This is a genomic window from Vibrio aquimaris (genome assembly GCF_009363415.1).
GTDB classification, from domain to species: domain Bacteria; phylum Pseudomonadota; class Gammaproteobacteria; order Enterobacterales; family Vibrionaceae; genus Vibrio; species Vibrio aquimaris.
Genome location: NZ_CP045350.1, coordinates 888,408 through 914,484, shown reverse-complemented (window position 1 = coordinate 914,484; position 26,077 = coordinate 888,408). Strand labels below are relative to the sequence as shown.

Sequence of the window (26,077 nt, the reverse complement as noted above, 5' to 3'; positions counted from 1 at the left end):
AGAAGAAATGGATCCGTTAACACAGGGGTTACTTGGTGCGTCATTGCCACAAGCAGTCGGTAAAAAACAACACTTAGTTGTCGCTGGGCTATTAGGCTTACTCTCTGGTATGGCTCCCGACCTCGATACGCTTATTCGGTCGTCGCAAGACGCCTTATTGTATTTAGAATTTCACCGTCAGTTTACCCATTCACTGCTATTTATTCCCATAGGGAGCCTTATTTGTTCACTGGTTTTACATCCGATTATTGCTAGAAAGCGCGGACTATCGTTTCAACAAACTTGGCTGTATTGCGTGTTAGGCTACGGCACACATGGCTTACTTGATTTCTGCACGTCTTACGGCACTCAACTGTTTTGGCCATTATCTAACGAGCGTTATGCTTGGAATACCCTCTCTATTATCGATCCTGCGTTCACATTACCTATCCTTGCCTTGCTTATACTCACACTAGTCAAAACAAACTTATGGTTTGCTCGACTCGCTGTCTTTTGGGCTCTACTTTATCCAGTATTTGGCTTTGTGCAAAAAGAAAGGGCTGAAGACGTAGGCTGGCAAGTTGCAAAGCAGAGAGGGCATGAGCCATTAAGATTGGAAGCAAAACCCAGCTTTGCCAATATTCTCGTGTGGAAGATCGTTTATGAAACCAATGAAAAGTATTTTGTCGATGCGGTTCGAGTTGGTACATCAACGCAAGTGTACCCCGGTGAATCAACACCCAAACTCAATATAGAAAGAGACTTTCCTTGGCTTAGCCTCCAATCCCAACAGGCTAAAGATATTGAACGCTTCCGTTGGTTCTCACAAGGATTTATCGCACAAGATCCCAACAACCCGCTGAGCATCATTGACGTACGTTATTCTATGCTGCCTAACCAGCTAAAAGCGCTGTGGAGTATAAAATTGTCACCCTCAGCTAGCGTTGACGAACATGTTAAGTTCAACACTCACAGGGACAGTGATCCTGGCACCAGAAAAGCCTTTCTCAAGATGTTATTGGGCAGCTAGTTTCTCAGCAGTGCCACCACAGAGTGGCGTTTAACATTGGCTTGTGCGCTGAGCGCCATCAAAGCTGAAGAAAAACTGCCACTTTGTAAATCAAGCGCCTTGAATTTATCTTCGACTTGATCTGGCGAAATCACCGAAGCTTGCTGGTGTAATGTCTGTATTTGGCCATTGAGTTCAGCTTTGATCGAATTTGCCTGTTCAAGTCCTGTGCGCGTTTGCCACAAAAGCTTATTCACCTTCGCAATACTGCGTTTAAGACCCTCACGAGATCCAAGGTCAAAATTCAGCTCAGCAATACCCTCTGGCTCAGCTTGTAATGTCATCACATTCGATTGCCCTGCGGGGAAACGATGGCCTTGACCCGTGACTCTTACCTGCTTTTGCATTTGACCATATGCTTTTTCAGGGGCCTCAAAGATAATGCTTCCTTGCTCAGAAAGAGACGCGCGTAATCCAAGTGGAATCAAACTGCGGTCGAGCATTTTCACCACTTGTTCACCATTGGCTTGGCCATCAAAATCAACCATTACAGACTGCCCATGAGGAAAATCCAATCGAATCTGCTCAGCTTTGCCGTTTAAACGATTGACATCGAGCCCCGGAATTGAAAACCGGCGTATATCCGCCCGATTCAATTTTAACTCTAATTGATTATCAATCACTTTTTGACCATCAAATCGAGAAGCATCTAGGGTTTGCTCAATGATTTTCTTCGCACCTGATAGGCCTTGCTGCAAAGATGATGATTGCGCATGACCCATTTGCATTGCACGGGTCAGACCTTGCTTTATCTTGCTAAGTTCAACACCTATCACCTGATAAGAACGCGTAGCGATTTGCACCGAGGTTGCGTTTTGCTGCCCTTGAGTCAGCATCATGCCTGAGACTGAATACGATGCTGGCGTATATTGACGAGCTAACGCCTGAGGACGACTAAGGTCACTATTGGGCTGTGACGAGCGCGGAGGTGAAATCGAGGTTCTATCATGTGTGGCCAAGGCCACATTGTGAGGACGAACCTCTACTGTACTCATTACCATCTTGGTGCTCTCGTTAGATACGATCAAATAGATTCAAACCGTCGATTTTTACATAGCTGGCTTGAGTGGCTTGCAACGCCGTCATATAACGGCTCAAACGCACCGACGCTTCACCATAATCAAGCATAGACAAATCCCCCTTCACCTTATCGACAAACAACTGATTTTCACCATGCGCACTATTCATCAAATCAAGATTATTATGACGACCACCTATTTCCGTGATCGCAGCTAAAACCTGACTTGACGTGTTTTCAATTGTGGTTAACGCGTCTTCAACCGCTCCTCGAAATGCGGTACTTGGTGACTTAAATTCTGCAATCACAGTATCGAGTTGGTTAAGCACGTGATTACCACCAAGATTGAGGATTTCTGCGGCTGTCATATTCGCTTCCATCGTCACCCCTTTGGCCACTGTCACCACCCGCTTATCACTATTGCCCTGTATGGCATAGCTTCCACCAATGTCGGTTAACGCAGGGATATCTGTCTTGGTACCAGAGAAAAGGTAACGCCCTTCTTCATCTTGGGCATTAAAAGAAGAGACAACCGAGGCACGCAAGCTTTCTAATTCAGTGATCATCCCGCTGCGCTCAGTGTCCGACAGCGTACCATTTGCTCCCCAGAGGACAAGCTCGTTCATTCTTTTTAGGCTCTCATTCACCGACTCCAAATGAACTTCCTGACTGGTCAGCGCCGTTTTCACATTGGCAATATTGCTTTTGTACTGACTAATCGCAGATCCTTCACGATCGAGGTTAAGCAATTTAACCGATGCCATAGGATCATCAGACAACTTAGTTAAGCGCTCGCTGGTTGACATTTGCTGCATTACTTTGCCCAAACCGGCATTATTCAGTTGCAGACTTTGCAGCATCATCTGGCTAAATTGAGTATCACTGATTCGCATCTTAATTCCCTGCAATTAAAATATGTTGAGGATTGAGTCAAACAACTGATTCGCTGTACTGATCACTTTCATATTGGCTTGGTGAACATGAGAAAATGTCATCAAGTTTGCCGCTTCTTCATCGCTGTTGACTGCACTGACGTTATCACGCGCAGCGACAGCTTGTTGTTTCATCGCCAGTTTAGCTTGCTCGTCAGCATTCGCCTGACGAGCTTGAATAGCGGTTTCGCCGACTATGGCAGAAAATGCATCATTAAGGCTGACAGAGCCAAAGCCACTGATCGCCACGCTTTTATTATTCACAGCAATAAGCTTATCGAGCACATCTGCATTACCTGGGTTTCCGTCAGCAGACAGTGCAAGCTGCTCTGGTTTGAGATCGGTGATGTTTAAACTTGCCGCTGGATTTGCTGGATCATAAGTAAATAAAGGCTGTCCATTATCTCGATTAAGATCCTTGCCCGTGACAAGCAAATCGTTAAATTCGTCAGCCAAGGACCTAGCCATATCGTCAATCGCGCCAAGATAGGGTTTAAGAACTTGAGTTTGATAATCAGACAGCGCACCGATTTGACCACCTAACGCCCCTACCGTGGCAAAGCTTTGCTCGCCAAACTCGACTTGGACTGTGGCTAAGTAAGAGTCACTAGGGTTAGGGATGGCTTTAAGCTGCGCGGCATCCGCTCCCATAACCAAAGGCTGGCCTGATGACAACGTCACTTGAAGGCTACCATCGGCCTGATTGGTGGTTTTTATCGTGATCACTTGAGACAACTCACCAATGAGATTATCGCGAGTATCCAGAAGTTGCGCTGGGTTTCCTCCCGTCCCCTTGGTTTCAACAATTTGTTTGTTGATATTAGCAATATTACTCATCAAGCTGTTAGCATGAGCAATAGCCGCATTGCGCTGATCATTCATGTCTTTATGCTGATGAGACAAAGATTCTGTTAGCGTGTTAAAACGTCTTGCTAAGGCTTCCGCTTCATTAATGATTTGCTGACGATAAGGAACAGATTCAGGTTTGACCGTGGCATCGTTAAGTGCGGAAAACAAGGTATCTAATCCCGCCGAAAGACTAAAACCATCAGCGCCCAGAGTATTTTCTAACTGGCTCATATTAGTGCTATAACGGGAAGCATAAGCCGACTGACTTTGGGTCGCCCAAGTCTGTTTGATAAGAAACTCATCCGTTACACGGCGAATACTGGTGACTTCAACTCCCTGACCTGCACTGAAATTGTCATGCTTTGAACCCGCGACCGATGCCATCAACGCTTGCTGGCGACTGTATCCGGGCGTATTTATATTGGAGACGTTTTGTGCTGTAACATCCAATGCTACCCGATTGGAATTCAGACCCGACATGGCAATATTGACCAAGTTCATTTACAGTTCTCCCTTACGATTGAGTGGCTGAGCAAATGCTGTCGTCACACTAGCTTCACTTAAGACTTGTCTTATTGAGGCGACCGACTCTCCAATAGACTGAAATGATTGTGATGGCTGAGGGTCTGATTGATGTCTATGCTGTGACGTCTCTTCCAAACCTAACGCTTTGTCATTTGCTGGTGCTTGAACTGCCGAGAGTTTAAATTCGACTTCCGACATAGAAGGACTCAGCTGTTTTACCAACATATCTGCAATCCCAGAACCTTGTTTATTTGCCATTTCTATCGCCAATTGGCCATCATACATATCGCGAAACACACCTTGCTGTTGGCTAGAAAAAGGACTGTCTTCATCAGCCAGCACATCGCTACTCGAACGCATCTGGCGAAGCACCATTTGCAAAAACATGGCTTCAAATTGACCAGCCACTTTTTCTAACGCATGCTGGGAGTGGGGGTTTTGCTTTATCTGGTCAAGGGCACTGTTGTCGTGATAAAGCACAGAGCTCACTGATGATTTTTGGTTTAATTCGTCTAGTTTCATCACTCCCCCTTAAATCACGACTAATTCAGCGTTCAACGCACCCGCTTCATGTAATGCCTGTAGGATAGACATAAGATCGGTCGGCGTAGCACCCAAGCTGTTCACGGCATTGACTATGGTATTTAGCTCTGTGCCAGGTGGCCAAATCACCATTTGCGCGCGTTCTTCTTTGATATCTAGCTGTGAATTATCAACAACTTGTGTATTTCCTTGAGCAAAGGCATTGGGCTGACTTACCTGCTGAGACTCAGCAACTGTCACGGTCAAGTTGCCATGGCTAACCGCAGCTTCACCGACTTTGACATTTTTGCCAATTACGACCGTGCCTGTACGAGAATTAAACACCACCCGAGCAGGCTTACGACCCTGCGCGACACTGATTTCTTCCAGCATCGACATCATAACCACGCGCTGTTGACTATCTTTCGGCGCTTTGACCGAGACTCGAACATTATTTTCAGCCACCGCCACTTTAGGGCCAAAGATATTATTAATTTCTCGGCTAATGTTCTTGGCTGTGGTAAAGCTTGGTTTTCTTAGGTTGAGAACCACACTATCGCTATCGGAAAAGTCGCTTGGCACTTCACGCTCAAGAATTGCTCCGCCCGGTATCCGTCCTGACGTGGGTGTATTCACTACCACTTTAGAGCCACTGTTTCCCTCTGCAGACACGCCTCCGACTACAAGATTGCCTTGTGCCACTGCATAAACCTCACCATCGATACCGCGCAGCGGGGTTAATAGCAAAGTTCCGCCGCGTAAGCTTTTTGCATCACCAATCGACGACACCACGACATTGAGCGCTTGTCCAACCCCAGCCATTGGCTCAACAGTGGCAGTCACACTGACAGAGGCGACATTACGCAGCTTTGGGTTGGTATTATCATCAATCTGGACCCCAAATTGACGTAACATATTGGTGATTGATTGAGCGGTGAATTTAACTTGGTTGCGATCGCCTTGACCATCCAGCCCCACCACCAGACCGTAGCCAACGAGCTGATTTTGACGAACGCCCTGAATATCGACCAAATCCATCACTGGGATCTTCACTTCAGCATGTGCAGGGATCATCACCCCCAAAAGTGCAATCACTAGAGTGCTTGAGAATGTCATGCTCATGCTGAGTAAACCCAAGCGATTAATACATCGAATCATAATTTGTTTCATTAAAACGGCATCCATGGACTGTTAAAGAACTGGCTAAGCCATCCAGGGGCATTGCTGTCTGATAAAGCTCCCCGCCCTGAATAGGTAATGCGAGCATCACCGATCCGAGCAGAAGACACCTGATTGTTTCGGCTAATATCGTCTACACGCACCATCCCTGTCAGGCGAATAAACTCATCGCCTTGGTTAAGACGAATCCATTTTTCGCCACTGATACGCAGCACACCATTTGGCAACACTTCATGAACGGTTACGGTTATCGCACCTTCAAGCTTATTGCCTTGAGAGCTTGAAGCGCTGCCATCAAAGCCTCGGTCAGCGTCTAAACTAGCCGCTAACTCATCAATTGTCTTAGTACCAAACGTAGGGGCTGCAAAACCAACACTGGAGCTCTTGCCATATTTTGTATCAGCTTTCTTGCTTGATTCTGTTTCTTCAAACAGTAAGACAGTGAGCATGTCGCCAACACGATATGCCCTTCTGTCTTGAAACAAGGTCATGGTGTACTGATGACGATAGAGACTTCCCTTACTTGCAGCAGGCAAGGAATAATCCAGCTCTGGAGGAGCATATTTCTCTTCATCGGGTTTAGGAGGAGTGAATTCCTGACGACCAGCACATCCGGCAAGTAGGATGACAAGCGGCAAGAGTCTCAAAAATACCTGCATTCCTTGATCCTTTTTTTTCTTCAATGAGCCATTACAAAGACTGAGCAACAAACTTGAGCATATCGTCAGCAGCAGAAACGACTTTGGCGTTCATTTCATAGGCGCGCTGCGTGGTGATCATATCCACCATCTCTTCGACGACCTGCACATTAGCGCCTTCTAATGCCCCTTGCTTAATATGGCCAACCCCGTCTTCACCAGCAGTTAACTCATCGGCTTGACCACTCGCAGCGGTTTCTCGAAACAAGTTTCCGCCAATGGCTTCAAGACCTGCTGGGTTGATAAATTTTGCCAAGGTAATTTGACCCAGATCTTCGGGATCATTGCTGTCTGTCGTGGTCGCCGATACCGTGCCGTCGACACCAACGGAAATAGATAGGGCATTTTCAGGGATCTGAATCTGAGGCTCTAGAGGTAAACCTTGGCTATTGACCATCAAACCTTCAGAATTGACATGAAACTGGCCATTACGTGAGTACATGATTTGGCCGTCTGTATTTTCTATCTGAAAGAAACCTTGGCCCATCACAGCAAGATCTAGTTCTTGATTAGTATTTTGCGTATTTCCTTGAGTAAAGACTTTTTGTGTTCCCACCACACGGACACCGCTGCCAAGTTGAACCCCAGTTGGCAATTGATTGACTTGATCAACAAGAGATCCTGGTTGACGTTGAATGCTATAAAATAAGTCTTCAAATACCACGCGATCGCGCTTAAAGCCGACCGTATTTACATTGGCTAGGTTATTTGAAATGGCAGTCATTTTGGTATCTTGCGCTGCCATGCCCGTTTTGCTAACCCATAACGCTGAATGCATTGTCTACTCCTTGTCTTGCCGCTAACGCGGTGATATTAATTTGTTTCCAGCCTGAGCAAGTGTCTCGGCGGTTTTCATCATGCGTACCTGCATTTCAAAGTTACGTGTCAATGACATAACATTAAGCAACTCATCAATCGCAGATACATTACTCCCTTCAATATGCTCAGAGGCAATTTGTACTGTCTCGTCTTGAGCAAAAGGATTGCCGTCGACGCTGTGAAGTAGGCTATCACTGCGCTTTTCAAGTAGAGCAGTATCTGGATTAACCAGTTTCAAGGTCCCAACTTCAAGCTCTGCACCGCCTCCGGGAGGGATGACTGAGATACGCCCACGCTCACTAATCTCAACTTTTTGATAATCGGGGAGCAGCAAAGGTCCACCGTCACCAATCACAGCAAAACCGTTAATGGTTAATGCACCATCTTGATCTACCCTAATGTTGCCGGCCCGAGTGTATGCTTCTTGCCCTTGAGTTGTTTGGACGGTCAAATAGCCCTCTCCCATCACAGCGACATCCAATGCTCGACCGGTTTTAATCACATCACCTGAGTCAAATCGAGTCGATGCAGAGTTAGTTACGGCTAAAGTACGACCATCGAAACCTGAGCCTTGCAGGGAAACACTGGCTACGCGTTCCATATCTGCGCGAAAGCCAGCCGTATCCGCGTTAGACAAGTTATTTGAACGAACATGTTGCGCTTTAAGTACCCGGCTCGCACCTGAGGTGGCAGTAAATAACAAACTGTCCATATTAAACTCCGTTAGACTGCGTTAAATAACGCTTGGGTTAGCTTGTCATTGGTCGAAATTGTCTTTGCATTGGCTTGATAGTTGCGTTGCGCCGTCATCAAATTCACCAGTTCACTGGTTAGATCAACGTTAGATTGCTCAAGCGAGCCTGAAGCTAGGCCACCCAGCGTACCAGCTCCGGGAACACCAATTACAGGGGCGCCAGAGCTAAAGCTTTGAGTCCAAGCCGTACCACTGAGTTTTGATAGCCCTTGAGGGTTAGCAAAATCCGCCAGCACTAATTGCCCTTGAAGCTGTGATTGACCATTAGTGTAAGTTGCGTAAACCATGCCATTGTCTTCAACGCGCACACCGGCAAGCTCTCCTGAGGTATAACCATTGGGATTATTGGTACTGACGCTAAATTCCGTTCCAAACTGCGTGCTACCCGACAAGTCGATATCGATACTGATAGGGTTCGCTCCCGCGGCAGGGAAAGAGACATTGTAGGAGTTGACCGGTGAGACTAAGGAACCATCGGGGTTAAATGTCATAGTAATCGATGATATCGGAGCCTTATTACCGTCTGCCAGCGTATTAACTTCCCATGAGTTATCACTGGTTTTGGTGAAATACTGAGTTACCGTATGTGGCTTGCCCTGTGAATCAAATACCTTAGTGGTATAGGATGAATGAAAAGAGTTGGTGTTTTCAGAGTCAAAAGCAATAGCACTCGTATCAATCGCCTCATTGGTCGCATCAAAATTAGCGACAAATTCCATTTTATTTGTCGCCTGCGCCGCCAGTGATGACGTAGAGATCCTGATATCCCCTGTTACACCTGTGAGCAAATTATTGTTGCCATCGACACTGTAACCTTGCAGCTTAGCACCAGTGTTGCTCATCACATAGTTGTCTTTGTCAGTATTAAATACCCCTGAACGTGTATAAAGCGTCTGGCCAGCGCTATCTTTGGTGACAAAAAATCCGCCACCGTTTATGGCTAAATCCATCGCTCGACCAGTACTCGTCACCGAACCATTTGTATCAAAATTCTGCGAAATAGCTGCGACTTCAACACCGCCTGGTTGCATGCCATTGTAGACAGCAGCAAACTCGGTGCGTGCACCTTTAAATCCATAAGTCGATGCGTTAGCGATATTGTGGCTGATGGTGTTCAGCTCGGTATTTGTCGCATCAAGGCCACTTAGGGCAATATTAAAACTCATAATTAACCTCTGTATTTCCTTTTTTGGTTAAGCACCAAATTGAGTGATTTGATAGAAAGGTACACTGCCAACACCGTGAACATTGACCTGAGCAGAACCGCCAGAACTGGGGATTCTCACTTGCTCAACCTCACCAGCTAACAACAAATTCGGTTGAGATTGACCATCTTGAACTTGGACTGAGACTGTATATTTGCCGGGTGTAAGCCCCAGCTTGTCTGGATCTATCGAGAAGTCTACATCCCCTGCGGGTCGCGCTCCTAATGGGAGAGGAGTGACTTGGCCAAATTCATCAGTAATAACCAAATTGACCTGACTTGATGGGTGTTGCAGCTCTATTTTTCCTCTCTGCTGGCCATCAGACAGTTCAAACTCATTGGACGAAACATAGACGGTTTGCCCAACCAAGCCTGCGGTAGACAAAACTTGCATGTTATCAAGCAGTACCATGTTGTTTTTCATCATTGACGCCATATTCTCAGTACTTTGAACTTGAGAAAATTGCGCTAATTGACCGACATATTCCGTTCCATCAAGCGGGTTGAGAGGATCCTGATTTTGGATTTGCGCCACCATCAAACTAATAAATTCATTCTCCAGTGATGCCGTACTGTTGGCGTCCTTGGGATTTCCTGATATACCATTGATACCTGACGGTTTGCCAATTGGAGTATCAAAAGCTAAAGCGTTATTCGGTGCAATTGTCATCAGCGGCCCTGCCCTAGTTTGAGCAGACCTTGCTGCATACTTTTCACATTAGTCAGAACCTCAACATTGGTTTCGAAACTGCGCGTTGCTGACATCATGTCAGCCATCTCAGCGACAACATCAATATCTGGGTAATACACATACCCTTGCTCATTGGCTAATGGGTTAGTTGGTTCAAAACGCTGCTCGGCTTGCCCTGAGCTCTGAACAACATCGACAATACGTACTTCTGCATTAGGGTACACATCCTTACTGGCACTAAGCTGAGTCTTGTTATAGACAGTTGCGAAGACAGGTTTGAGTGCTTTGTAAGCATCCGCTGCATTCGCTGAGGCTGCATCGGCATTGGCAAGATTACTGGCAACCGTATTCAACCTCACTGTTTGAGCATTCATTGCCGATCCAGCAATCGAATAAATATCGGTAAATGACATAATTAGCGTCCTTCTATCGCTTTTGCGAGCCCTGAGAATTTCATATTGAGAAACGTCAGGCTGGTCTGAAAATCCATGTTGTTTTGAGCAAATTTGCCTTGCTCTACCCCAAGCTCTACCGTGTTACCATTTTTGCTGTTTTGGTAAGGGATTGAGTACATGGAAGAGACCAATAACTTGGGATTCTTCGCACTTGTGGATGACATGCTGTCCATCACTGTCGTAAAACTAAGATCCCGAGAGAGATATCCCGGTGTATCAACATTTGCTAGGTTGCTGGCCAGTACTTTGGTACGCTGAACTCGAAAGTTCAGCGCGTCAGGATGAACACCTAACGCATTATCAAATGAAATAGCCATGTCTGTTTCCTTATGCTGTCGGCTCAGATAGACTTAACTAAAACAAAATGTATGCCACAAAAATAAACATTAAATAACAATGACTTATAACAAAGAAGGGAAATACCACTTCCGGATAACGGAAGGGTTTAAAAGCAGGGGAAATAGGATTATTTCCCCTCTATCATTAATTGTTTGGCTAGGTTTATCACTGTTATCTAATACCGCTTCTGCGACTGAAAACAGCTTAAATTACCGAGCCATTTATCAAGCAATTGAAGCGAGCTTCAAAACCCAGGTGAATAATCAAGCCCATACTCGCCAGTGGGGCAAACACACTGTTAACTATCAAATTCGAATACCGACCTCAGCAGATCACTTACCGCTATGCTCTGAGCCACTCATTATCGAAGGTTCAGACAGCAAAACGCTCCCTGTAGGCACTCTAAAACGTTCGGTGAGTTGTCAATCAAATTCTGCTGACTGGCGAATCAATGTCACCATCAAATCAGAACTCGGCCTCTATGTGGTAGTGACCAAAACAGGAATTGGTCGCAAGCAAACCCTCGCGGCGAACGATTTAAAGCTTGAATGGCGAACACTGACCAAAGAGCAGGACTTTTTGACTCAGATAGCACAAGCGTCAGGTAAGATGACGCTCCGGCGCATCCGCTCTGGACAAGTGTTAGATTCTCGGCAATTAAAATCCCCGCCATTGGTCGAAAAGGGCAATCAGGTGATCATTAGTGCTGCCAAAGACGGCTTTATAGCAACAACAAAAGGGCAGGCACAGGAGGAAGGGGCCCTAGGACAGCAAATCGAAGTCAAAAATATCTCTTCAGGAAAGGTGATTAAAGCGGTAGTCGTGGGACTTAACCAAGTAGAAACTCAGTTTTAATTTTGGGCTGGGCTTATCATTTTTTAAGTTTTCTTATCACCAAATGTCCTGATTTAGGCAGTTATAAAAAAGTACCAATCAGCCCTCCGTCACCTGAAACGCAACACTTGTTATAAACTAAGCGACCATCAAATGCTCTAAAAAACATCATTTGGCGACCGATATCCTAACGAAGCTCGACCGCGTGTATTCAATATGTGTTCGAGCTTCTCAGTATCTTCCTCACTAGCCGAATCATCACAGCATCACTAGGTTGAAGAAGCGTTGATATCATTTTCCTTAAAATTTGGATATTTACTCTACATCAGGACGTAGCTTTTCATGATGGCGTATGCTCCAGTCACACAGCATATCCATTATTGGTCTCAGCTCATCTGCGATGTAGGTGCTTGTATATTCAACCCTTGGCGGAACTTCAGCATAGATTTTACGTTCGACAAGGTGATTTAACTCCAACTCACGTAGCTGCTGCGTCAACATCTTTTGGGTAATCTTAGGAATACGCTTTCTAAGCTCACCAAACCGCAGCGTATTATCTCTCAGATGATACAAAATGATTACCTTCCATTTCCCACCAATCACATCCATAGCGCTGGTTACCGGGCATTTATGATTCTCAGTACAGCCTCTTACGTCATTTAAGTGATTGTTTTTACTCATTAGTTACCTTATCCATACCTAGTTTACAAACAGTGCGTACTTGTTCTTAGCATACCAATACCTTAAAGTATACTAATGATACTAAGGAACAAAAAGAATCTTTTGAGTTGCTTTGTACTATCTTGTGGTTAAAAAATAATATCTATGGGTATCAAAACGAAGAATGCAACTTCTAAAGACTAAACATTTAATTATTTTATAACGGAATAAATTCGATTGTATTAAAACTAGAGAACATGAACGATGATTAAAAAACTACCCAATGTCAACAAGAGCCTAACTCTATTCAGCATACTGTTACTGGCTTTTCTCTTACCATCAATGAGTACGGCTGCTAGTGTTTCTTCAGCAACAGGGACGCCTCAAAAGACGGTGTCTGAAGGTATCACTGCGAAGCCAATGGTTAAAATCAGTTATCTCATGAGCCGCAAGTCCGGTATGACTCGCGAACAGTTTCTGGATTATTGGTCAAATCAACATCCGGCAGCTGGAGGTGAAGGTTCTTTTGAAGCACTAGGCGTAAAACGATACATTCAGACTCACACTTTAGAGGTCCCAGTGCGTAAAGCCGTAGTGAGTGTACGTACAGGACTGCTTCCCGAATTTGATGGCGTAGCGGAAATTTGGGTAGAACGAGAGTTTCTTGAGAAAGAATGGCCGACAAAAAAAGTTCAGGACTTCATTAAGAAGTTTTATGCCGATGAACTGAATTTCGTTGACTGGTCTCGCTCAACTATTTTGGTGTCAAAAGAATTGGTTTACATGCCTTAAACAGCTCTGTCACAAAGTTTATTAATGACGAGAAGATAGTGTTTCCTATACATACTTATAGTTCTTTCGCATCTAAAGATAACTCGTGTTTAGCATTTTCAAAGTTCCCCAGACTGCGTTTTCTGATGATTATGATTCATCGATAGGCATACTGGATTACCCATCCATAAGATTGATGGTTGGAATGAATGTTATCATTAATTTCGCCAATAATCCTAATTTGTCCCCTACTTGATGGCTTCACAACGCTGACTTAGCGCCTTATAGCGAAGTGTTGTCGGCCCGTCGGCAAGCACACAGAATGCACTAAAAGAGAGCCATATCCAGTGCGCCGTGCCCGGTCGGTGACATATCACCCACAACGCGACTGGCCAGAACACCAAAATATCGGGCCATGTGACAGTACTAAATATATTCCGACCGCTCAATTAAAGTTTTAATACGTAGATTGAAGCTTAATAACTTATCGAGGTTTTATATGCTTAACACTATACCACCCACAAATAGAGTTGCATTGGCAGCTGTTTGTTTATCCACGTTGATGCTTGCATTAGAAATAACTAGTGTTCCTTCTATACTCCCAACTTTGGAAGATCTTTTGCCTGCAAACTTTCGAGAGTTACAGTGGATTATGGATGCCTATACCCTGGCGACGTGCTCCGTGTTAATTGCTATGGGATCCATAGGAGATCGATTTGGACGTAAACGAGTCTTTATGGTAGGTATTTTGGTATTCGCAATCGCTTCATTACTCTGCGGTATGGCAACCAGTGCCCCTATTCTGATAGCCGCTCGTTTTTTACAAGGTTTAAGTGCCGCAGCTATGTTAGCATCACAAGTTGCTATCCTGTCTCATCAATTTCCTGACGGCTCCGAAAGAGGCACTGCCTTTTCTATTTGGGGAGTTGTGCTTGGCTTAGGCTTAGGCTTTGGCCCTCTTTTTGGAGGAGTCGTTCTTGAATATGCAAGCTGGGAGTGGGTATTCTTGATCCACGTATTTATCTCTGTAGTGACCTTAGTACTTGCCAAAAAAGGAGTGGTGGAGTCATCTAACCCTACTGCAAATAAGCTGGATATTGGGGGAATGCTCACCCTATCGATAAGTGTATTAGGGTTCGTCTATTTGATCATTGAAAGTCATGCAATCAATATATCTAGTAACCTTGGCTTATCAATTCTTCTTTCAAGCATTTTGAGTCTCACGTTGTTCGTCATCATTGAGAATAAAGTACAGCAACCAATGTTTGACTTTTCTGCATTTAAAATCCGTAGTTTTTCAGGTGCATTATTAGGCTCAAGTGGTATGAACTTCAGTTTCTGGCCATTTTTAATCTATTTTCCAATTTATCTTCAGTCAGTACTGGACTACAGTGGTATAGAATCAGGCTTAATCATATTAGCTCTTACGATACCTACGATTTTAGTTCCTCCTTACGCCGAAAGCATGCTTTTGAGAAGAGGAGCTGGTTTTGTAATTCCTGCAGGTTTGTTTACTATATCTTTGGGCTTTGCCGCAATTTGGCTAGCAGTTCAAACGCCGTATCCTTCGTGGGTAACGTTAGTACCAAGCTGTACCATAGCAGGTATAGGACTCGGGTTGGTAAACTCTCCAGCAACCAATACAGCCACAATCTCATTGCCACCAAAGCAAGCAGGGCTAGCATCAGGTATGGACCTCAGTGCAAGGATGATTTCATTGGCAATTAACATTGCACTGATGGGGTATGTATTCATTAAAGGTATTACCGAAGAGATACAAAAATCTAGCAGTTTGGGCAATATCAAGATTAGCTCCATTGCAAGTGAAATGGCTTCAGGCGATTTTTCAGTGGTTAGGATGATGGGATTCTCTAAAGAAGCGATTAATGAAATTATGACCACAGGGTTTAGTTGGGTTACACTCTATGCTTCAATTTCAGCACTAGTTATATGTATTGCAGCTGCACTCCTTTTTGAGCGTCAAAATAACAATTCACTCAAATATTAATCATACTCTATGCGCAAGATGTCGTCTTATTGATTTCAATTACCTTCACATATATAGAGGTTGTGTTGTCATGTAGAGAACCGATGTTTAACGGTTTCAAGGTATTCCAGACGGCGTTTTCTGATGATGGTATGCTTCTTGGTGGAGCATATCCATCGATAAGATTAATCAGGCTTAATTGTCAGCGTACAATGGTCGCAGTGTACCTGTAACCATGACAAATAAGGATTCAACTGATGAAAATTGACAAAGTTTCTGGGGGACACGTCACCCAAAGCCGCTTAGATCAAGCGCCAAAAAAAGCGCTTGAGTCAAACAAAGCCAAGACAAATGCTCAACCTCAATTAGACATCAACGCAACAGCCATTGAACAAGCTCAAGCAGAAATGCAGTCACTGGCCGACGTAGATATGGTCAAAGTCGAAAAAGTGCGTGATGCGCTGGCAAAGGGAGAGTTAACCCTAAACACTCAGGCTCTTTCCAAAGCCGTACTTCAGTTCCATACTGGACATGAATAACAACGATTGAGGAAAGGGCAATGCCATCAAAAACTTCGCACTTAATCCAGAGCTTTTTCAATACATTAGTCCAAGATATTAAGTCGTACCAAAAACTCGAAATACTGCTCAAACAACAAAAGGCTTTATACCTTCACTTTGATGCAGACCAGCTTGAATCTAATATTGCTCAGCAACAGCCTTTACTCGTCCTGCTGCGCCAGAATGCCCATCAGCGCAGCCAAATCATGGCCACTTTCCAGCTAAAAATGGACAAACAAGGAGTAGAGCGATTTTTCTCTGCGCTTCCTCCTGCTGCGGCAGAAAAAATCAAATCACTTTGGCATCAGCTCGAAACATTAATCAAACATTGCCAAGTACTCAACCAAGAAAATGGTCAAACCAGTGCCAGTTTCCACGAGCTGATAGTGTCTTTGACAAGGCCCCAGCAGCACACTTATACCGAACAACCCATAGGATAACTCATACATGAACAGAGCTAGCAATACATTGCTTGCTATATTGCTGGTGATAAATTGCTTTACTACGCCTCACACCAAGGCCTCATCATTGACATCAGACATTGCGGCTCAATCGCAAGTATTATTACCCTATAAAACTCAAATAGAGGGTCGTCTCAAAAGCAATCAAGATCTAATACATCACATTGCTAAAAAATTAGTACAAAGCTCACTCCCCACAGAGTTTGTCCTCATTCCAATGCTTGAGTCTTCCTACGAACCATCGGCAGTGTCTCATGCTAAGGCAGCGGGACTTTGGCAACTGATGCCTCAAACGGCAGAGCGCTTTGGACTTCACGTCAGCGATTCAAACGATCAGAGATTTGATGTCGAGGCAAGTACAAACGCTGCAATTTCTTACCTGCAATTTCTTTATCTTAAATTTAATGATTTAGCCCTTACACTGGCAGCCTATAATTCAGGAGAAGGACGTGTCGCAAGAGCGATTAGCAAGGCTAAGAGTAGAGAATTCTCCAAACTTAGGTTACCCGAGGAAACCCGTCGCTACGTACATCGCTTTTATGCACTGCAAAAGCTCGTATCGACGGAAAAATTATTGCAAAACTCTAAGCGCTTTTATTTGTTTGGCCACCAAAGCACTTTACCTTTGATTGACCTTACCCCTCTTCCACCACTAGTGAACCTCTAGGCTTAACTAGCCCAATCACAGTGACTTTTTATATTCTCTTCAGCTATAAATATAGAGTTTTGAGATCCTTTCGTTCTTTCAAAAAAGAGATTCGGACCAAGTAGAGGCTATTCACCTTGAATTTGCCACCAAAACCACCAAGATCCCGTATAATTTTTATTCAACAATACAAAACCCTAGCTTTACTTGGTTGTTATTAACTCAGCAAAGCAGGATAATATCGGGATCGGAATCTCTTAAAATATAATTATGACCGAATATGTTTTGTTGTTGGTCGGCACTGTGCTGGTTAACAATTTTGTACTGGTAAAGTTTTTGGGGCTATGTCCTTTTATGGGCGTCTCAAAGAAACTGGAAACTGCAATAGGAATGGGGTTAGCGACAACCTTTGTCTTAACCTTGGCCTCGGTGTGTTCGTATCTCGTTGAAAGCTATATTCTTATGCCTTTAGGTATTGAGTACCTTCGTACTATGAGCTTTATTTTAGTCATCGCGGTTGTGGTGCAATTTACCGAAATGGTAGTGCACAAAACCAGTCCGACACTCTATCGCTTGCTTGGCATTTTCCTGCCACTCATTACCACCAACTGTGCTGTACTGGGTGTTGCTCTTCTCAACATCAACGAAAATCATAATTTCATAGAATCCATTATCTATGGATTTGGCGCTGCAGTTGGCTTTTCATTGGTCCTGATACTGTTTGCCTCTATGCGTGAACGTATTACGGCGGCTGACGTTCCAGTGCCGTTTAAAGGTGCGTCTATTGCCATGATCACCGCAGGCCTTATGTCCCTTGCCTTTATGGGCTTCACTGGATTGGTGAAACTATAATGAGTGCTATTATGATTGCTGTGTTAGTACTTGCAGCACTCGCAGCAGTTTTTGGTGCTATATTGGGCTTTGCTTCCATCCGCTTTAAAGTGGATGCTGACCCTATTGTTGACCAAATCGATGAGATACTGCCTCAAACTCAATGTGGTCAGTGCGGATACCCAGGTTGCCGTCCATACGCTGAAGCCATTGCAGGCGGCGATGCGATTAACAAATGCCCGCCGGGAGGACAGGCTACGATTGAAAAGTTGGCAGATCTGATGGGAGTCGAAGCCACAGATTCTGCCCATGATTTAGAAAACAATGTTAAGACGGTCGCCTTTATCCATGAAGACATGTGTATTGGCTGCACTAAGTGTATTCAAGCTTGCCCTGTTGATGCCATCGTTGGAGGAACGAAGGCCCTGCATACCGTCATAAAAGACGAGTGTACTGGGTGTGATCTTTGTGTGGCGCCCTGCCCTACAGATTGTATTGAAATGATTCCTGTAGAAACCACTACAGCGAATTGGAAGTGGCAACTCAACGCCATTCCTGTTGTCGATATTACTGATTCTGCTAACGCGCAGAATAATGTGAATTAAGGGCTGGTATGTTGTCACTGATAGAACAAATTAAATCGGGCGCACTATGGGACTTTCCGGGGGGAATACACCCTCCAGAAAACAAAACCCAATCGATGAAAGAGCCTATTGCGCCAGCAAGTATTCCAAGGGAAATAATCTTACCGATTAAGCAACATATTGGTAAGCCAGGCCACCTGATCGTCAGTCAAGGGGACAAAATCCTCAAAGGGCAAGCTCTCACCAAATATGACACCAGCTTTATGTTGCCAGTCCACGCGCCAACATCAGGTATTATCTCAGCAATCGAACCACGTACGATAGCTCATCCCTCAGGGTTATCAGAAATGTGCATCGTGATTGAACCCGATGGTGAAGACCGCTGGATCGAACGAAAGAAAACCACCGATTTTACCGATTGCACGCCCGATGAATTGATTGAAGTAATCCGCCAAGCGGGTATTTCAGGCATGGGCGGAGCGGGTTTCCCAACCGCGAAAAAAATTCAATCTGGGCTTGCTAGAACAGAGATACTTATCGTCAATGCCGCCGAATGTGAGCCTTATATCACAGCCGATGACATGCTAATGCAAACTCACGCTGATGAAGTCATCAAGGGTATAGATATCGTTGAACATATTCTCAAGCCTAAGCTCACTATCATAGGAATTGAGGATAACAAACCAGCCGCGATTAGAGCTCTTGAAAAAGCCGCCCAGCATAAAGACATCGTTATACGCGTTGTGCCGACCAAATACCCTTCGGGTGGTGAAAAACAGCTGATCAAACTGCTAACCAATAAAGAAGTACCCGCTAATGGTATTCCTGCCGACATTGGCTTGTTAGTACAAAATGTTGGGTCGCTTCAAGCCATTAAACGAGCAGTCTGTGACGGTGAACCCTTGGTTGAGCGTATTGTCACCCTGACGGGCAATACTTTCAAGCAGCCAAAAAATGTTAAGGCGCTTATTGGTACTCCTGTCCAAGCTCTACTAGATGAGTTTGGGTATAAAGCAGACAAAAAACTACCTCGCCTTATTATGGGGGGGCCTATGATGGGCTTTACTCTTCCCCATGCGAATGTGCCGATAACCAAAACGGCGAACTGCATTCTGGCTCCTACGGTGAAAGAGATTTCTCCAAACCAACATGAAATGTCATGCATTCGATGTGGTCAATGTGCTGATGCTTGCCCAGCCTCCTTATTACCTCAACAACTTTACTGGCACTCGAAAGCCGAAGAGTATGAAAAGTGTGAAGAGCTAAACCTTAAAGATTGTATTGAATGTGGTGCTTGTGCTTTTGTCTGCCCAAGTGAAATTCCGCTGGTGCAATATTATCGACAATCCAAAGCCGAAATCCGCACTCGTAAAGAAGAGGCCCAAGCCGCCGAACGGGCGAAAGTTCGCTTTGAAGAAAGAAAGAGCCGTTTAGAGCGCGATAAGATTGAACGAGAGAACCGCTTTAAGAAAGCGGCAGAGAATAGGCGTAAAGAGGTTAAAACCCCTGATGGTGAAGATGCGATCGCTGCCGCCATTGCTCGCGTCAAAGCGAAAAAGTCAGATTCAGCATCGGATGAACCAAAAGTAAAACCGGCTGTAGCAGCAGCGATTGCCAAAGCGAAAGCAAAACAGGCAGCCGCAAAAGAAGCTGGACTTGCTGAGCCTGACAACTCTGAAATGAGTAAACTTCGTGAAGAGCGCAAGCGTTTGGCCCGTGAAAAGAAAGCCAATAAGGCAGCTGAAACAGAAGTCAATTCCGAATCTGATGACAGCGACCCCAAAAAAGCCGCCGTCGCTGCCGCCATTGCCAGAGCCAAAGCGCGCAAAGCCGAGCAAGCAAAAGCTGCTGAGCCATCTGAATCAGAACCAGCACCTTCTGAAGACGACCCCAAAAAAGCCGCCGTCGCTGCTGCCATTGCCAGAGCCAAAGCGCGCAAAGCCGAGCAAGCAAAAGCCTCTGAGCCATCTGACTCAGAGCCTGCATCTCCTGAAGACGATCCGAAAAAAGCCGCCGTCGCTGCCGCCATTGCCAGAGCCAAAGCGCGCAAAGCCGAGCAAGCAAAAGACGCAAAGCCATCTGACTCAGAGCCTGCATCTCCTGAAGACGATCCGAAAAAAGCCGCCGTCGCTGCCGCCATTGCCAGAGCCAAAGCGCGCAAAGCCGAGCAAGCAAAAGACGCAGAGCCATCTGAATCAGAACCAGCACCTTCTGAAGACGATCCGAAAAAGGCCGCCGTCGCTGCTGCCATTGCCAGAGCCAAAGCGCGCAAAGCAGAGCAAGCAAAAGCCGCGGAGCCATCTGAATCAGAACCAGTACCTTCTGAAGAGGATCCCAAAAAAGCAGCAGTAGCGGCAGCCATTGCCAGAGCCAAAGCGCGCAAGGCACAAAACCAACAGAACAACAGACTTGAGGAGGACGAGTAGTGGCCTTTTTTATTGCCAGCTCACCCCATGCTCATAGCCGTAGGAGCACACCCGATCTTATGAAATGGGTTGCCCTGTGCGCCTTGCCCGGCTTGTTTGCTCAAACCTACTTCTTTGGTTGGGGCACCCTAATACAACTCTTTTTTGCTATCTTGTTAGGCTTGGCACTTGAAGTTGGTGTGATGAAGATGCGCAAGCGTCCACCTATGTCAGCGCTGCGTGATAACAGCGCAATTGTGACAGCGTGGTTACTTGCTATTGCAATTCCACCACTCTCACCTTGGTGGATTGTCGCCATAGGTCTTGTCTTCGCGATCGTGGTAGCTAAACACCTTTATGGGGGGATTGGACAGAACTTATTCAACCCAGCAATGGTTGCCTATGTAGTTTTGCTGATCTCCTTTCCAGTGCAAATGACCAGTTGGATTGCACCAACCGAGTTGCAACCCTCAACCATCCCGTTTAGTGATGCTGTATCGCTTATTTTTACCGGTTTCAATCTGGATGGACTCTCGCTTCAACAAATACGTACAGGTATAGATGGCCTAACCATGGCTACCCCGCTAGATGCGTTTAAAACCGCATTGCATTCAGGCAATACTGCCGCAGAAGCTCTATCTCAGCCACAGTTTAGTGGCTTAGCCGGTTTGGGCTGGGAGTGGGTTAACCTCGCTTATCTAGCAGGCGGTTTATTGCTGGTAAAGCTGAGAGTCATTAATTGGCACATACCAGTAAGCTTTATAACCAGCTTATTGATTATTAGTACCTTGTTTAGCTTATTTACTCCGGGCGAAACCGCATCGCCAAGCATTCATATATTGTCTGGCGCGACCATGTTAGGTGCATTTTTTATCGCTACCGATCCTGTCTCTGCTTCAACCACGGTCAAAGGTCGTCTTATTTTCGGCGCCTTTATCGGTGCCATGGTCTTTATCATACGGACTTGGGGTGGTTTTCCTGACGGCGTAGCCTTCGCGGTATTGCTTGGCAACATGTGTGTCCCGCTAATCGACTACTACACCAAGCCACGAACCTACGGACACTGAGGAGCAAGATGTTAAACGCTATTCGTAAAAATGGAGTCGTACTCGCTCTTTTTGCTTGTGCCTCAACTGGTGTTGTCGCCCTCACTCACTATTTGACTAAAGATCAGATAAGCCAGCAAGAACAGGCTCAGCTTCTGTCTGTGCTCAACCAAGTCATCCCTGAGGACATGCACGATAACAGCCTGTATCAGTCTTGTACCTTAGTTAATCATCCAGACCTTGGCACAGACACGGATATGCCTGTTTATATAGCAACTAAGGATGGGAAACCTACCGCGGTTGCCATTGAAGCTATTGCTCCCGACGGCTACAGCGGCGCAATCAAAATTATCGTTGGTATTGACCAAAACGGTACTATTTTAGGTACTCGGGTGTTAAACCATCAGGAAACGCCGGGGCTTGGAGACAAGATAGATTTACGCATTACAGACTGGATCCTAAGCTTTAGCGGTAAAAGTGTTACCGAAGACAATCAAGGCCAATGGAAAGTGCGCAAAGATGGCGGACAATTTGATCAATTCACGGGCGCAACTATAACGCCAAGAGCCGTAGTCAAAGCGGTGAAAAAGGCCGTTCAGTTTGTTAACGCCCATAGTGATGAGATTCAAAACCAGCCACGAAATTGTGGAGACTAGAATGAGCGATCATAAAACATTAATCAAAAATGGTATGTGGGATAACAACCCAGCATTGGTTCAGTTGCTTGGCCTATGTCCTCTACTTGCGGTATCCTCGACCGTGACTAATGCACTTGGCCTTGGCATTGCCACCTTGCTGGTATTAGTTGGCTCAAATGTGATTGTCTCTTTGGTGCGCTCTCACGTGCCAAATGAAGTCCGTATTCCTATCTTTGTTATGATTATTGCCGCGCTAGTGACTTGCGTGCAGTTACTGATGAATGCCTACGCTTATGGACTCTACCTCTCTCTTGGCATTTTCATTCCTTTGATTGTGACCAACTGCATTATCATTGGCCGTGCTGAAGCTTTCGCGTCGAAAAATGATGTCCTTCCTGCTGCTCAAGATGGTTTTTGGATGGGGCTAGGCATGACTAGCGTTCTGGTTGTATTAGGCGCCATGCGCGAGATAATCGGCAACGGGACATTATTCGATGGCGCAGACTTGCTACTTGGCAGCTGGGCGACCGCACTAAAAATTGAGATATTTCATTTTGAAAGCAGTTTCTTACTTGCCCTACTGCCACCCGGCGCCTTTATTGGGGTGGGATTACTTATCGCCTTAAAAAACGTCATCGATGCACAACAAAAAGCTCGTCAGCCAAAAGTACAAAAACCAACCATCGAACGAGCTCGCGTTACCAACCAGTAAGATCTGGTTGAGACACTGGAAAACAGCACAAAAATGAACAACGAAAAACGAGTACAAATACTGGAGCGCTTACGGGAAAACAACCCTAATCCGCAGACTGAATTAAATTGGAGTACACCATTTGAGCTTCTCATCGCGGTACTTCTCTCAGCCCAAGCGACGGATGTGAGTGTTAATAAGGCAACCGATAAACTGTACCCAGTCGCCAATACTCCGCAAGGTCTTTTTGACTTAGGCGTTGACGGCGTAAAGGAATACATCAAAACCATAGGTTTGTTTAATTCAAAAGCTGAAAACGTGATTAAGACATGCCGTATCCTGCTTGATAAGCACGATGGACAAGTCCCCGAAGATCGCGCTGCTCTTGAAGCTCTGCCCGGTGTCGGACGCAAGACTGCGAATGTTGTATTGAACACAGCCTTTGGTTGGCCAACCATCGCTGTCGATACTCATATTTTTCGCGTCTCAAACCGCACCAAGTTTGCCATGGGGAAAAACGTTGACCAAGTAGAAGAAAAGCTACTTAAAGTTGTACCTAAAGAATTCAAACTCGACGTACACCACTGGTTAATTCTTCATGGCAGATACACATGCGTGGCCAGAAAACCCCGCTGTGGGAGCTGCATTATAGAAGACTTGTGTGAGTTTAAAGATAAGGTTTACCCTGAGAATTAGGAGAAAATAGCAATGTCAAATGGACGTATTTTACATACCATGCTGCGCGTTGGTGACTTAGATAAATCAATCGAGTTTTATACTAAAGTCATGGGAATGAGACTCCTGCGCACCAACGAAAACAAGCAATACGAGTACACGCTAGCATTCCTAGGTTTTGGTGATGAGTCAGAAGGTGCCGTGATAGAACTGACATACAACTGGGGAAAAACTGAGTATGACCTTGGTACAGCGTTTGGTCACATTGCTATTGGTGTTGATGATATCTATACCACTTGCGATGCTATCAAAGCTGCTGGAGGCAATGTCACTCGTGAGCCGGGACCTGTGAAAGGTGGCTCAACACATATTGCCTTTGTCAAAGATCCTGACGGGTACATGTTGGAACTTATCCAAAACAAACAAGCCTCTGCTGGCTTGGCTGGATAACTAGCACAATTGAAAAAGGCAGCCATCTCTGCCTTTTCCTCCTCTAGAGAGTCACGACTAGACCTGAGTCCTACCCAAAGATATCACCACTCTGCGGTTTTTATCTTTTCCTAGCGGTGAGTTATTATCGGCTACAGGCCGACGTCGACCGTACCCCTGCACTTGAATCCTATCTTCAGGCAGGCCTAAAGACTGAAAATACGTTTGCAGTACCTCTGCTCGCTGCTCAGATAAATTTTGGCTCATACTCTTAGGATCTTCATTACCTGTATAAGTAGATACCAAGACCAAATCTATATCCTGATTGTGTTTTATGTATTCAGCTATCTGGGCCAAGCGTTTTTGTGAAGCTTTGCTGAGCTCTACTCTTGAACGGTCATAATGCAAAATAGTAAAGGCTATATCTTCAAAGCTGTAAGGCAATAGGTTAGCAATGCAATCGCTAAACACATTGTATGAGTTTTGAAATAAAACCGAAGACAAGGCGACCTCAATACGCTGATCTCGACTCTGCCATTCTTGATAGCTGAAAGTCGGATAACGCCCTTTTTCTAATTCCGTCAGCAAGGTCCAAGCGGTCTGTCCACCAACATACCCATCAAACTGTTGGAAAAACTGAATGTTAGTAATACGTTCTCCCTTATCACCCGGCCGCCAAGCAGGGGGTTGAGACACCAAATAAACGTCTCTTGTTTTGCCCATCGGACGTTTCATTTTAAGCTCGAAGTCGAGGTTAATTTTCTTACTCGCATGAGAAGAAAAAACCGCATCTCCATAATTAGGTATTGGATGCACCATACGACACTCCAGAGGAGTATTGGTAATCATTTGCCACTTTGACTGCTCTGGCTTAGCACCATAATGCACATCCATTGCCATAATAGGAGTGGCAATAGAGGTAATAACCATGGTTGCTAAATGAGTGGCTAACCGTTTCTTCATCGTTTGTAGACTCTCTTAAAAATGCGGCTTATTGTTGCCGTCAGTACTACTACAGCAGAAACAATGCAAAATCCTCGCCAGAACACACGCTGCCATATTTAATAGAATCGGACTTGCTCATAAGTGATTATGAGGTTTTTCTTATCCCAAGAATCTGCAATAATGCAGGCTTTGTCACATAATATTAGGCCAACATGAGTGCAGAGAACGAAGCTTTAACGCTTAAAAAACGCTTTCGCGGATATTTCCCCGTGGTAATAGATGTCGAAACAGCAGGATTCAATGCCAAGACTGATGCTCTTTTGGAGATCTGCGCTGTCACTCTAGCCATGGATTCTAATGGTGATCTAAAACCAGCTTCAACCATGCATTTCCACGTTGAGCCATTTGAAGGGGCAAATATAGAAAAAGAAGCGCTCGACTTTAATGGCATTCACGACCCATATAGCCCTCTGCGAGGTGCGGTGACAGAGTCTGAAGCACTCAAAGAAATTTATAAGCTTGTACGCAAGGAACAAAAAGCAGCTGACTGCAGCCGTGCTATCATTGTCGCCCATAACGCCACTTTTGATCATAACTTTGTGATGGCGGCCAGTGAGCGTAGCAAGCTTAAACGTGTCCCTTTTCATCCCTTTGCCACTTTCGATACCGCAACGCTGAGCGGACTTGCCTATGGTCAGACCGTATTAGCGAGAGCATGTAAAGTCGCCGGGATGGATTTTGACAACCGAGAAGCCCACTCTGCACTATACGATACACAAAAAACAGCAGAGCTATTTTGCGGCATCGTTAACAAATGGAAAGCGCTAGGCGGCTGGCCTATTGTTGACCTAGATGCTGAAAATAATAAATAAAAGTAAACA

At 45.2% G+C, this 26,077-nt stretch carries 30 protein-coding genes; 16 read left to right on the top strand and 14 right to left on the bottom strand.

Annotated elements, in window-relative coordinates; all coding sequences use genetic code 11:
• Positions 1-7 precede the first annotated feature (7 nt).
• Complete coding sequence (locus FIV01_RS04345; protein WP_152429897.1) at positions 8-1,009, top strand: metal-dependent hydrolase; 1,002 nt, start codon at positions 8-10, stop codon at positions 1,007-1,009.
• Here FIV01_RS04345 and FIV01_RS04340 read toward each other — a convergent pair.
• Genes FIV01_RS04340 through flgB form a run of 12 tightly spaced genes read right to left on the bottom strand, consistent with a single transcriptional unit; the run spans position 1,006 to position 11,011 of the window.
• Positions 1,006-2,049 (bottom strand): flagellin, encoded by a 1,044-nt coding sequence (locus tag FIV01_RS04340; protein ID WP_152429896.1) that lies wholly within the window; start codon positions 2,047-2,049, stop codon positions 1,006-1,008. The two genes, FIV01_RS04345 and FIV01_RS04340, sit on opposite strands and share 4 nt — an antisense overlap.
• 13 nt (positions 2,050-2,062) lie before the next feature.
• Positions 2,063-2,959, bottom strand: a complete 897-nt coding sequence (flgL, locus tag FIV01_RS04335; protein ID WP_152429895.1) for a flagellar hook-associated protein FlgL — start codon at positions 2,957-2,959, stop codon at positions 2,063-2,065.
• A gap of 15 nt (positions 2,960-2,974) precedes the next feature.
• Positions 2,975-4,348, bottom strand: a complete 1,374-nt coding sequence (flgK, locus tag FIV01_RS04330; protein ID WP_152429894.1) for a flagellar hook-associated protein FlgK — start codon at positions 4,346-4,348, stop codon at positions 2,975-2,977.
• On the bottom strand, positions 4,349-4,894 hold the full coding sequence (locus FIV01_RS04325; RefSeq protein ID WP_152429893.1) for a rod-binding protein: 546 nt from the start codon (positions 4,892-4,894) through the stop codon (positions 4,349-4,351).
• Positions 4,895-4,903: 9 nt separating this feature from the next.
• Complete coding sequence (locus tag FIV01_RS04320; RefSeq protein ID WP_172971843.1) at positions 4,904-6,010, bottom strand: flagellar basal body P-ring protein FlgI; 1,107 nt, start codon at positions 6,008-6,010, stop codon at positions 4,904-4,906.
• 53 nt (positions 6,011-6,063) lie between these two features.
• Positions 6,064-6,732: a flagellar basal body L-ring protein FlgH gene (gene flgH / locus FIV01_RS04315; RefSeq protein WP_152429892.1), complete on the bottom strand. Its 669-nt coding sequence runs from the start codon at positions 6,730-6,732 to the stop codon at positions 6,064-6,066.
• A gap of 31 nt (positions 6,733-6,763) precedes the next feature.
• Complete coding sequence (gene flgG / locus FIV01_RS04310; protein ID WP_152429891.1) at positions 6,764-7,549, bottom strand: flagellar basal-body rod protein FlgG; 786 nt, start codon at positions 7,547-7,549, stop codon at positions 6,764-6,766.
• A gap of 21 nt (positions 7,550-7,570) precedes the next feature.
• Complete coding sequence (locus FIV01_RS04305; RefSeq protein WP_152429890.1) at positions 7,571-8,302, bottom strand: flagellar basal body rod protein FlgF; 732 nt, start codon at positions 8,300-8,302, stop codon at positions 7,571-7,573.
• Positions 8,303-8,313: 11 nt separating this feature from the next.
• Positions 8,314-9,510: a flagellar hook protein FlgE gene (gene flgE, locus FIV01_RS04300; protein WP_152429889.1), complete on the bottom strand. Its 1,197-nt coding sequence runs from the start codon at positions 9,508-9,510 to the stop codon at positions 8,314-8,316.
• 27 nt (positions 9,511-9,537) lie between these two features.
• Positions 9,538-10,218: a flagellar hook assembly protein FlgD gene (gene flgD / locus FIV01_RS04295; protein ID WP_152429888.1), complete on the bottom strand. Its 681-nt coding sequence runs from the start codon at positions 10,216-10,218 to the stop codon at positions 9,538-9,540.
• Positions 10,218-10,652, bottom strand: coding sequence for a flagellar basal body rod protein FlgC (flgC, locus tag FIV01_RS04290; RefSeq protein WP_152429887.1), 435 nt, complete (start codon positions 10,650-10,652; stop codon positions 10,218-10,220). The genes flgD and flgC overlap by 1 nt, the downstream gene beginning before the upstream one ends.
• A gap of 2 nt (positions 10,653-10,654) precedes the next feature.
• Positions 10,655-11,011 (bottom strand): flagellar basal body rod protein FlgB, encoded by a 357-nt coding sequence (flgB, locus tag FIV01_RS04285; RefSeq protein ID WP_152429886.1) that lies wholly within the window; start codon positions 11,009-11,011, stop codon positions 10,655-10,657.
• 79 nt (positions 11,012-11,090) lie between these two features.
• Between flgB and flgA the strand changes: the two genes are divergently transcribed.
• On the top strand, positions 11,091-11,888 hold the full coding sequence (flgA, locus tag FIV01_RS04280; RefSeq protein WP_152429885.1) for a flagellar basal body P-ring formation chaperone FlgA: 798 nt from the start codon (positions 11,091-11,093) through the stop codon (positions 11,886-11,888).
• Positions 11,889-12,182: 294 nt separating this feature from the next.
• Here the strand turns inward: flgA and FIV01_RS04275 are convergent, their stop codons facing one another.
• A complete protein-coding gene (locus tag FIV01_RS04275; protein ID WP_152429884.1) occupies positions 12,183-12,548 on the bottom strand; it encodes a winged helix-turn-helix transcriptional regulator in 366 nt (121 codons plus the stop codon).
• A 243-nt stretch (positions 12,549-12,791) separates the two neighbouring features.
• Here FIV01_RS04275 and FIV01_RS04270 point away from each other — a divergent pair, with 243 nt between their 5' ends.
• From FIV01_RS04270 to gloA, 13 genes are all read left to right on the top strand, one after another.
• Positions 12,792-13,319, top strand: coding sequence for an EthD domain-containing protein (locus FIV01_RS04270; RefSeq protein ID WP_152429883.1), 528 nt, complete (start codon positions 12,792-12,794; stop codon positions 13,317-13,319).
• A 478-nt stretch (positions 13,320-13,797) separates the two neighbouring features.
• Positions 13,798-15,306: an MFS transporter gene (locus FIV01_RS04265; RefSeq protein WP_152429882.1), complete on the top strand. Its 1,509-nt coding sequence runs from the start codon at positions 13,798-13,800 to the stop codon at positions 15,304-15,306.
• A gap of 236 nt (positions 15,307-15,542) precedes the next feature.
• Positions 15,543-15,824, top strand: coding sequence for a flagellar biosynthesis anti-sigma factor FlgM (flgM, locus tag FIV01_RS04260; protein ID WP_152429881.1), 282 nt, complete (start codon positions 15,543-15,545; stop codon positions 15,822-15,824).
• 20 nt (positions 15,825-15,844) lie between these two features.
• The gene (gene flgN / locus FIV01_RS04255) at positions 15,845-16,285 is read left to right on the top strand and encodes a flagellar protein FlgN (protein WP_152429880.1); all 441 of its coding nucleotides are present in this window, start codon (positions 15,845-15,847) and stop codon (positions 16,283-16,285) included.
• 7 nt (positions 16,286-16,292) lie between these two features.
• Positions 16,293-16,973 (top strand): lytic transglycosylase domain-containing protein, encoded by a 681-nt coding sequence (locus tag FIV01_RS04250; RefSeq protein WP_152429879.1) that lies wholly within the window; start codon positions 16,293-16,295, stop codon positions 16,971-16,973.
• 249 nt (positions 16,974-17,222) lie between these two features.
• The gene (rsxA, locus tag FIV01_RS04245; protein WP_114786865.1) at positions 17,223-17,804 is read left to right on the top strand and encodes an electron transport complex subunit RsxA; all 582 of its coding nucleotides are present in this window, start codon (positions 17,223-17,225) and stop codon (positions 17,802-17,804) included.
• Complete coding sequence (gene rsxB / locus FIV01_RS04240; protein ID WP_152429878.1) at positions 17,804-18,388, top strand: electron transport complex subunit RsxB; 585 nt, start codon at positions 17,804-17,806, stop codon at positions 18,386-18,388. The genes rsxA and rsxB overlap by 1 nt, the downstream gene beginning before the upstream one ends.
• 8 nt (positions 18,389-18,396) lie before the next feature.
• On the top strand, positions 18,397-20,793 hold the full coding sequence (gene rsxC / locus FIV01_RS04235; protein ID WP_152429877.1) for an electron transport complex subunit RsxC: 2,397 nt from the start codon (positions 18,397-18,399) through the stop codon (positions 20,791-20,793).
• A complete protein-coding gene (gene rsxD / locus FIV01_RS04230) occupies positions 20,793-21,839 on the top strand; it encodes an electron transport complex subunit RsxD (protein WP_152429876.1) in 1,047 nt (348 codons plus the stop codon). The genes rsxC and rsxD overlap by 1 nt, the downstream gene beginning before the upstream one ends.
• Positions 21,840-21,847: 8 nt before the next feature.
• Positions 21,848-22,474, top strand: a complete 627-nt coding sequence (gene rsxG, locus FIV01_RS04225; RefSeq protein WP_152429875.1) for an electron transport complex subunit RsxG — start codon at positions 21,848-21,850, stop codon at positions 22,472-22,474.
• 1 nt (position 22,475) lies between these two features.
• On the top strand, positions 22,476-23,168 hold the full coding sequence (locus FIV01_RS04220; protein ID WP_152429874.1) for an electron transport complex subunit E: 693 nt from the start codon (positions 22,476-22,478) through the stop codon (positions 23,166-23,168).
• A 33-nt stretch (positions 23,169-23,201) separates the two neighbouring features.
• Positions 23,202-23,843 carry an endonuclease III gene (gene nth, locus FIV01_RS04215; RefSeq protein WP_152429873.1) on the top strand — a complete coding sequence of 214 codons (642 nt, stop codon included), beginning with the start codon at positions 23,202-23,204 and terminating at the stop codon, positions 23,841-23,843.
• A gap of 12 nt (positions 23,844-23,855) precedes the next feature.
• Entirely contained in the window at positions 23,856-24,272 is a 417-nt protein-coding gene (gene gloA / locus FIV01_RS04210; protein WP_152429872.1) for a lactoylglutathione lyase, read from the top strand.
• A 57-nt stretch (positions 24,273-24,329) separates the two neighbouring features.
• Here gloA and motY read toward each other — a convergent pair whose 3' ends face one another.
• On the bottom strand, positions 24,330-25,214 hold the full coding sequence (gene motY / locus FIV01_RS04205) for a flagellar protein MotY (RefSeq protein ID WP_152429871.1): 885 nt from the start codon (positions 25,212-25,214) through the stop codon (positions 24,330-24,332).
• Positions 25,215-25,408: 194 nt separating this feature from the next.
• Here motY and rnt point away from each other — a divergent pair, with 194 nt between their 5' ends.
• Positions 25,409-26,068: a ribonuclease T gene (gene rnt / locus FIV01_RS04200; protein WP_114786834.1), complete on the top strand. Its 660-nt coding sequence runs from the start codon at positions 25,409-25,411 to the stop codon at positions 26,066-26,068.
• The last annotated feature ends 9 nt before the right edge of the window (positions 26,069-26,077 follow it).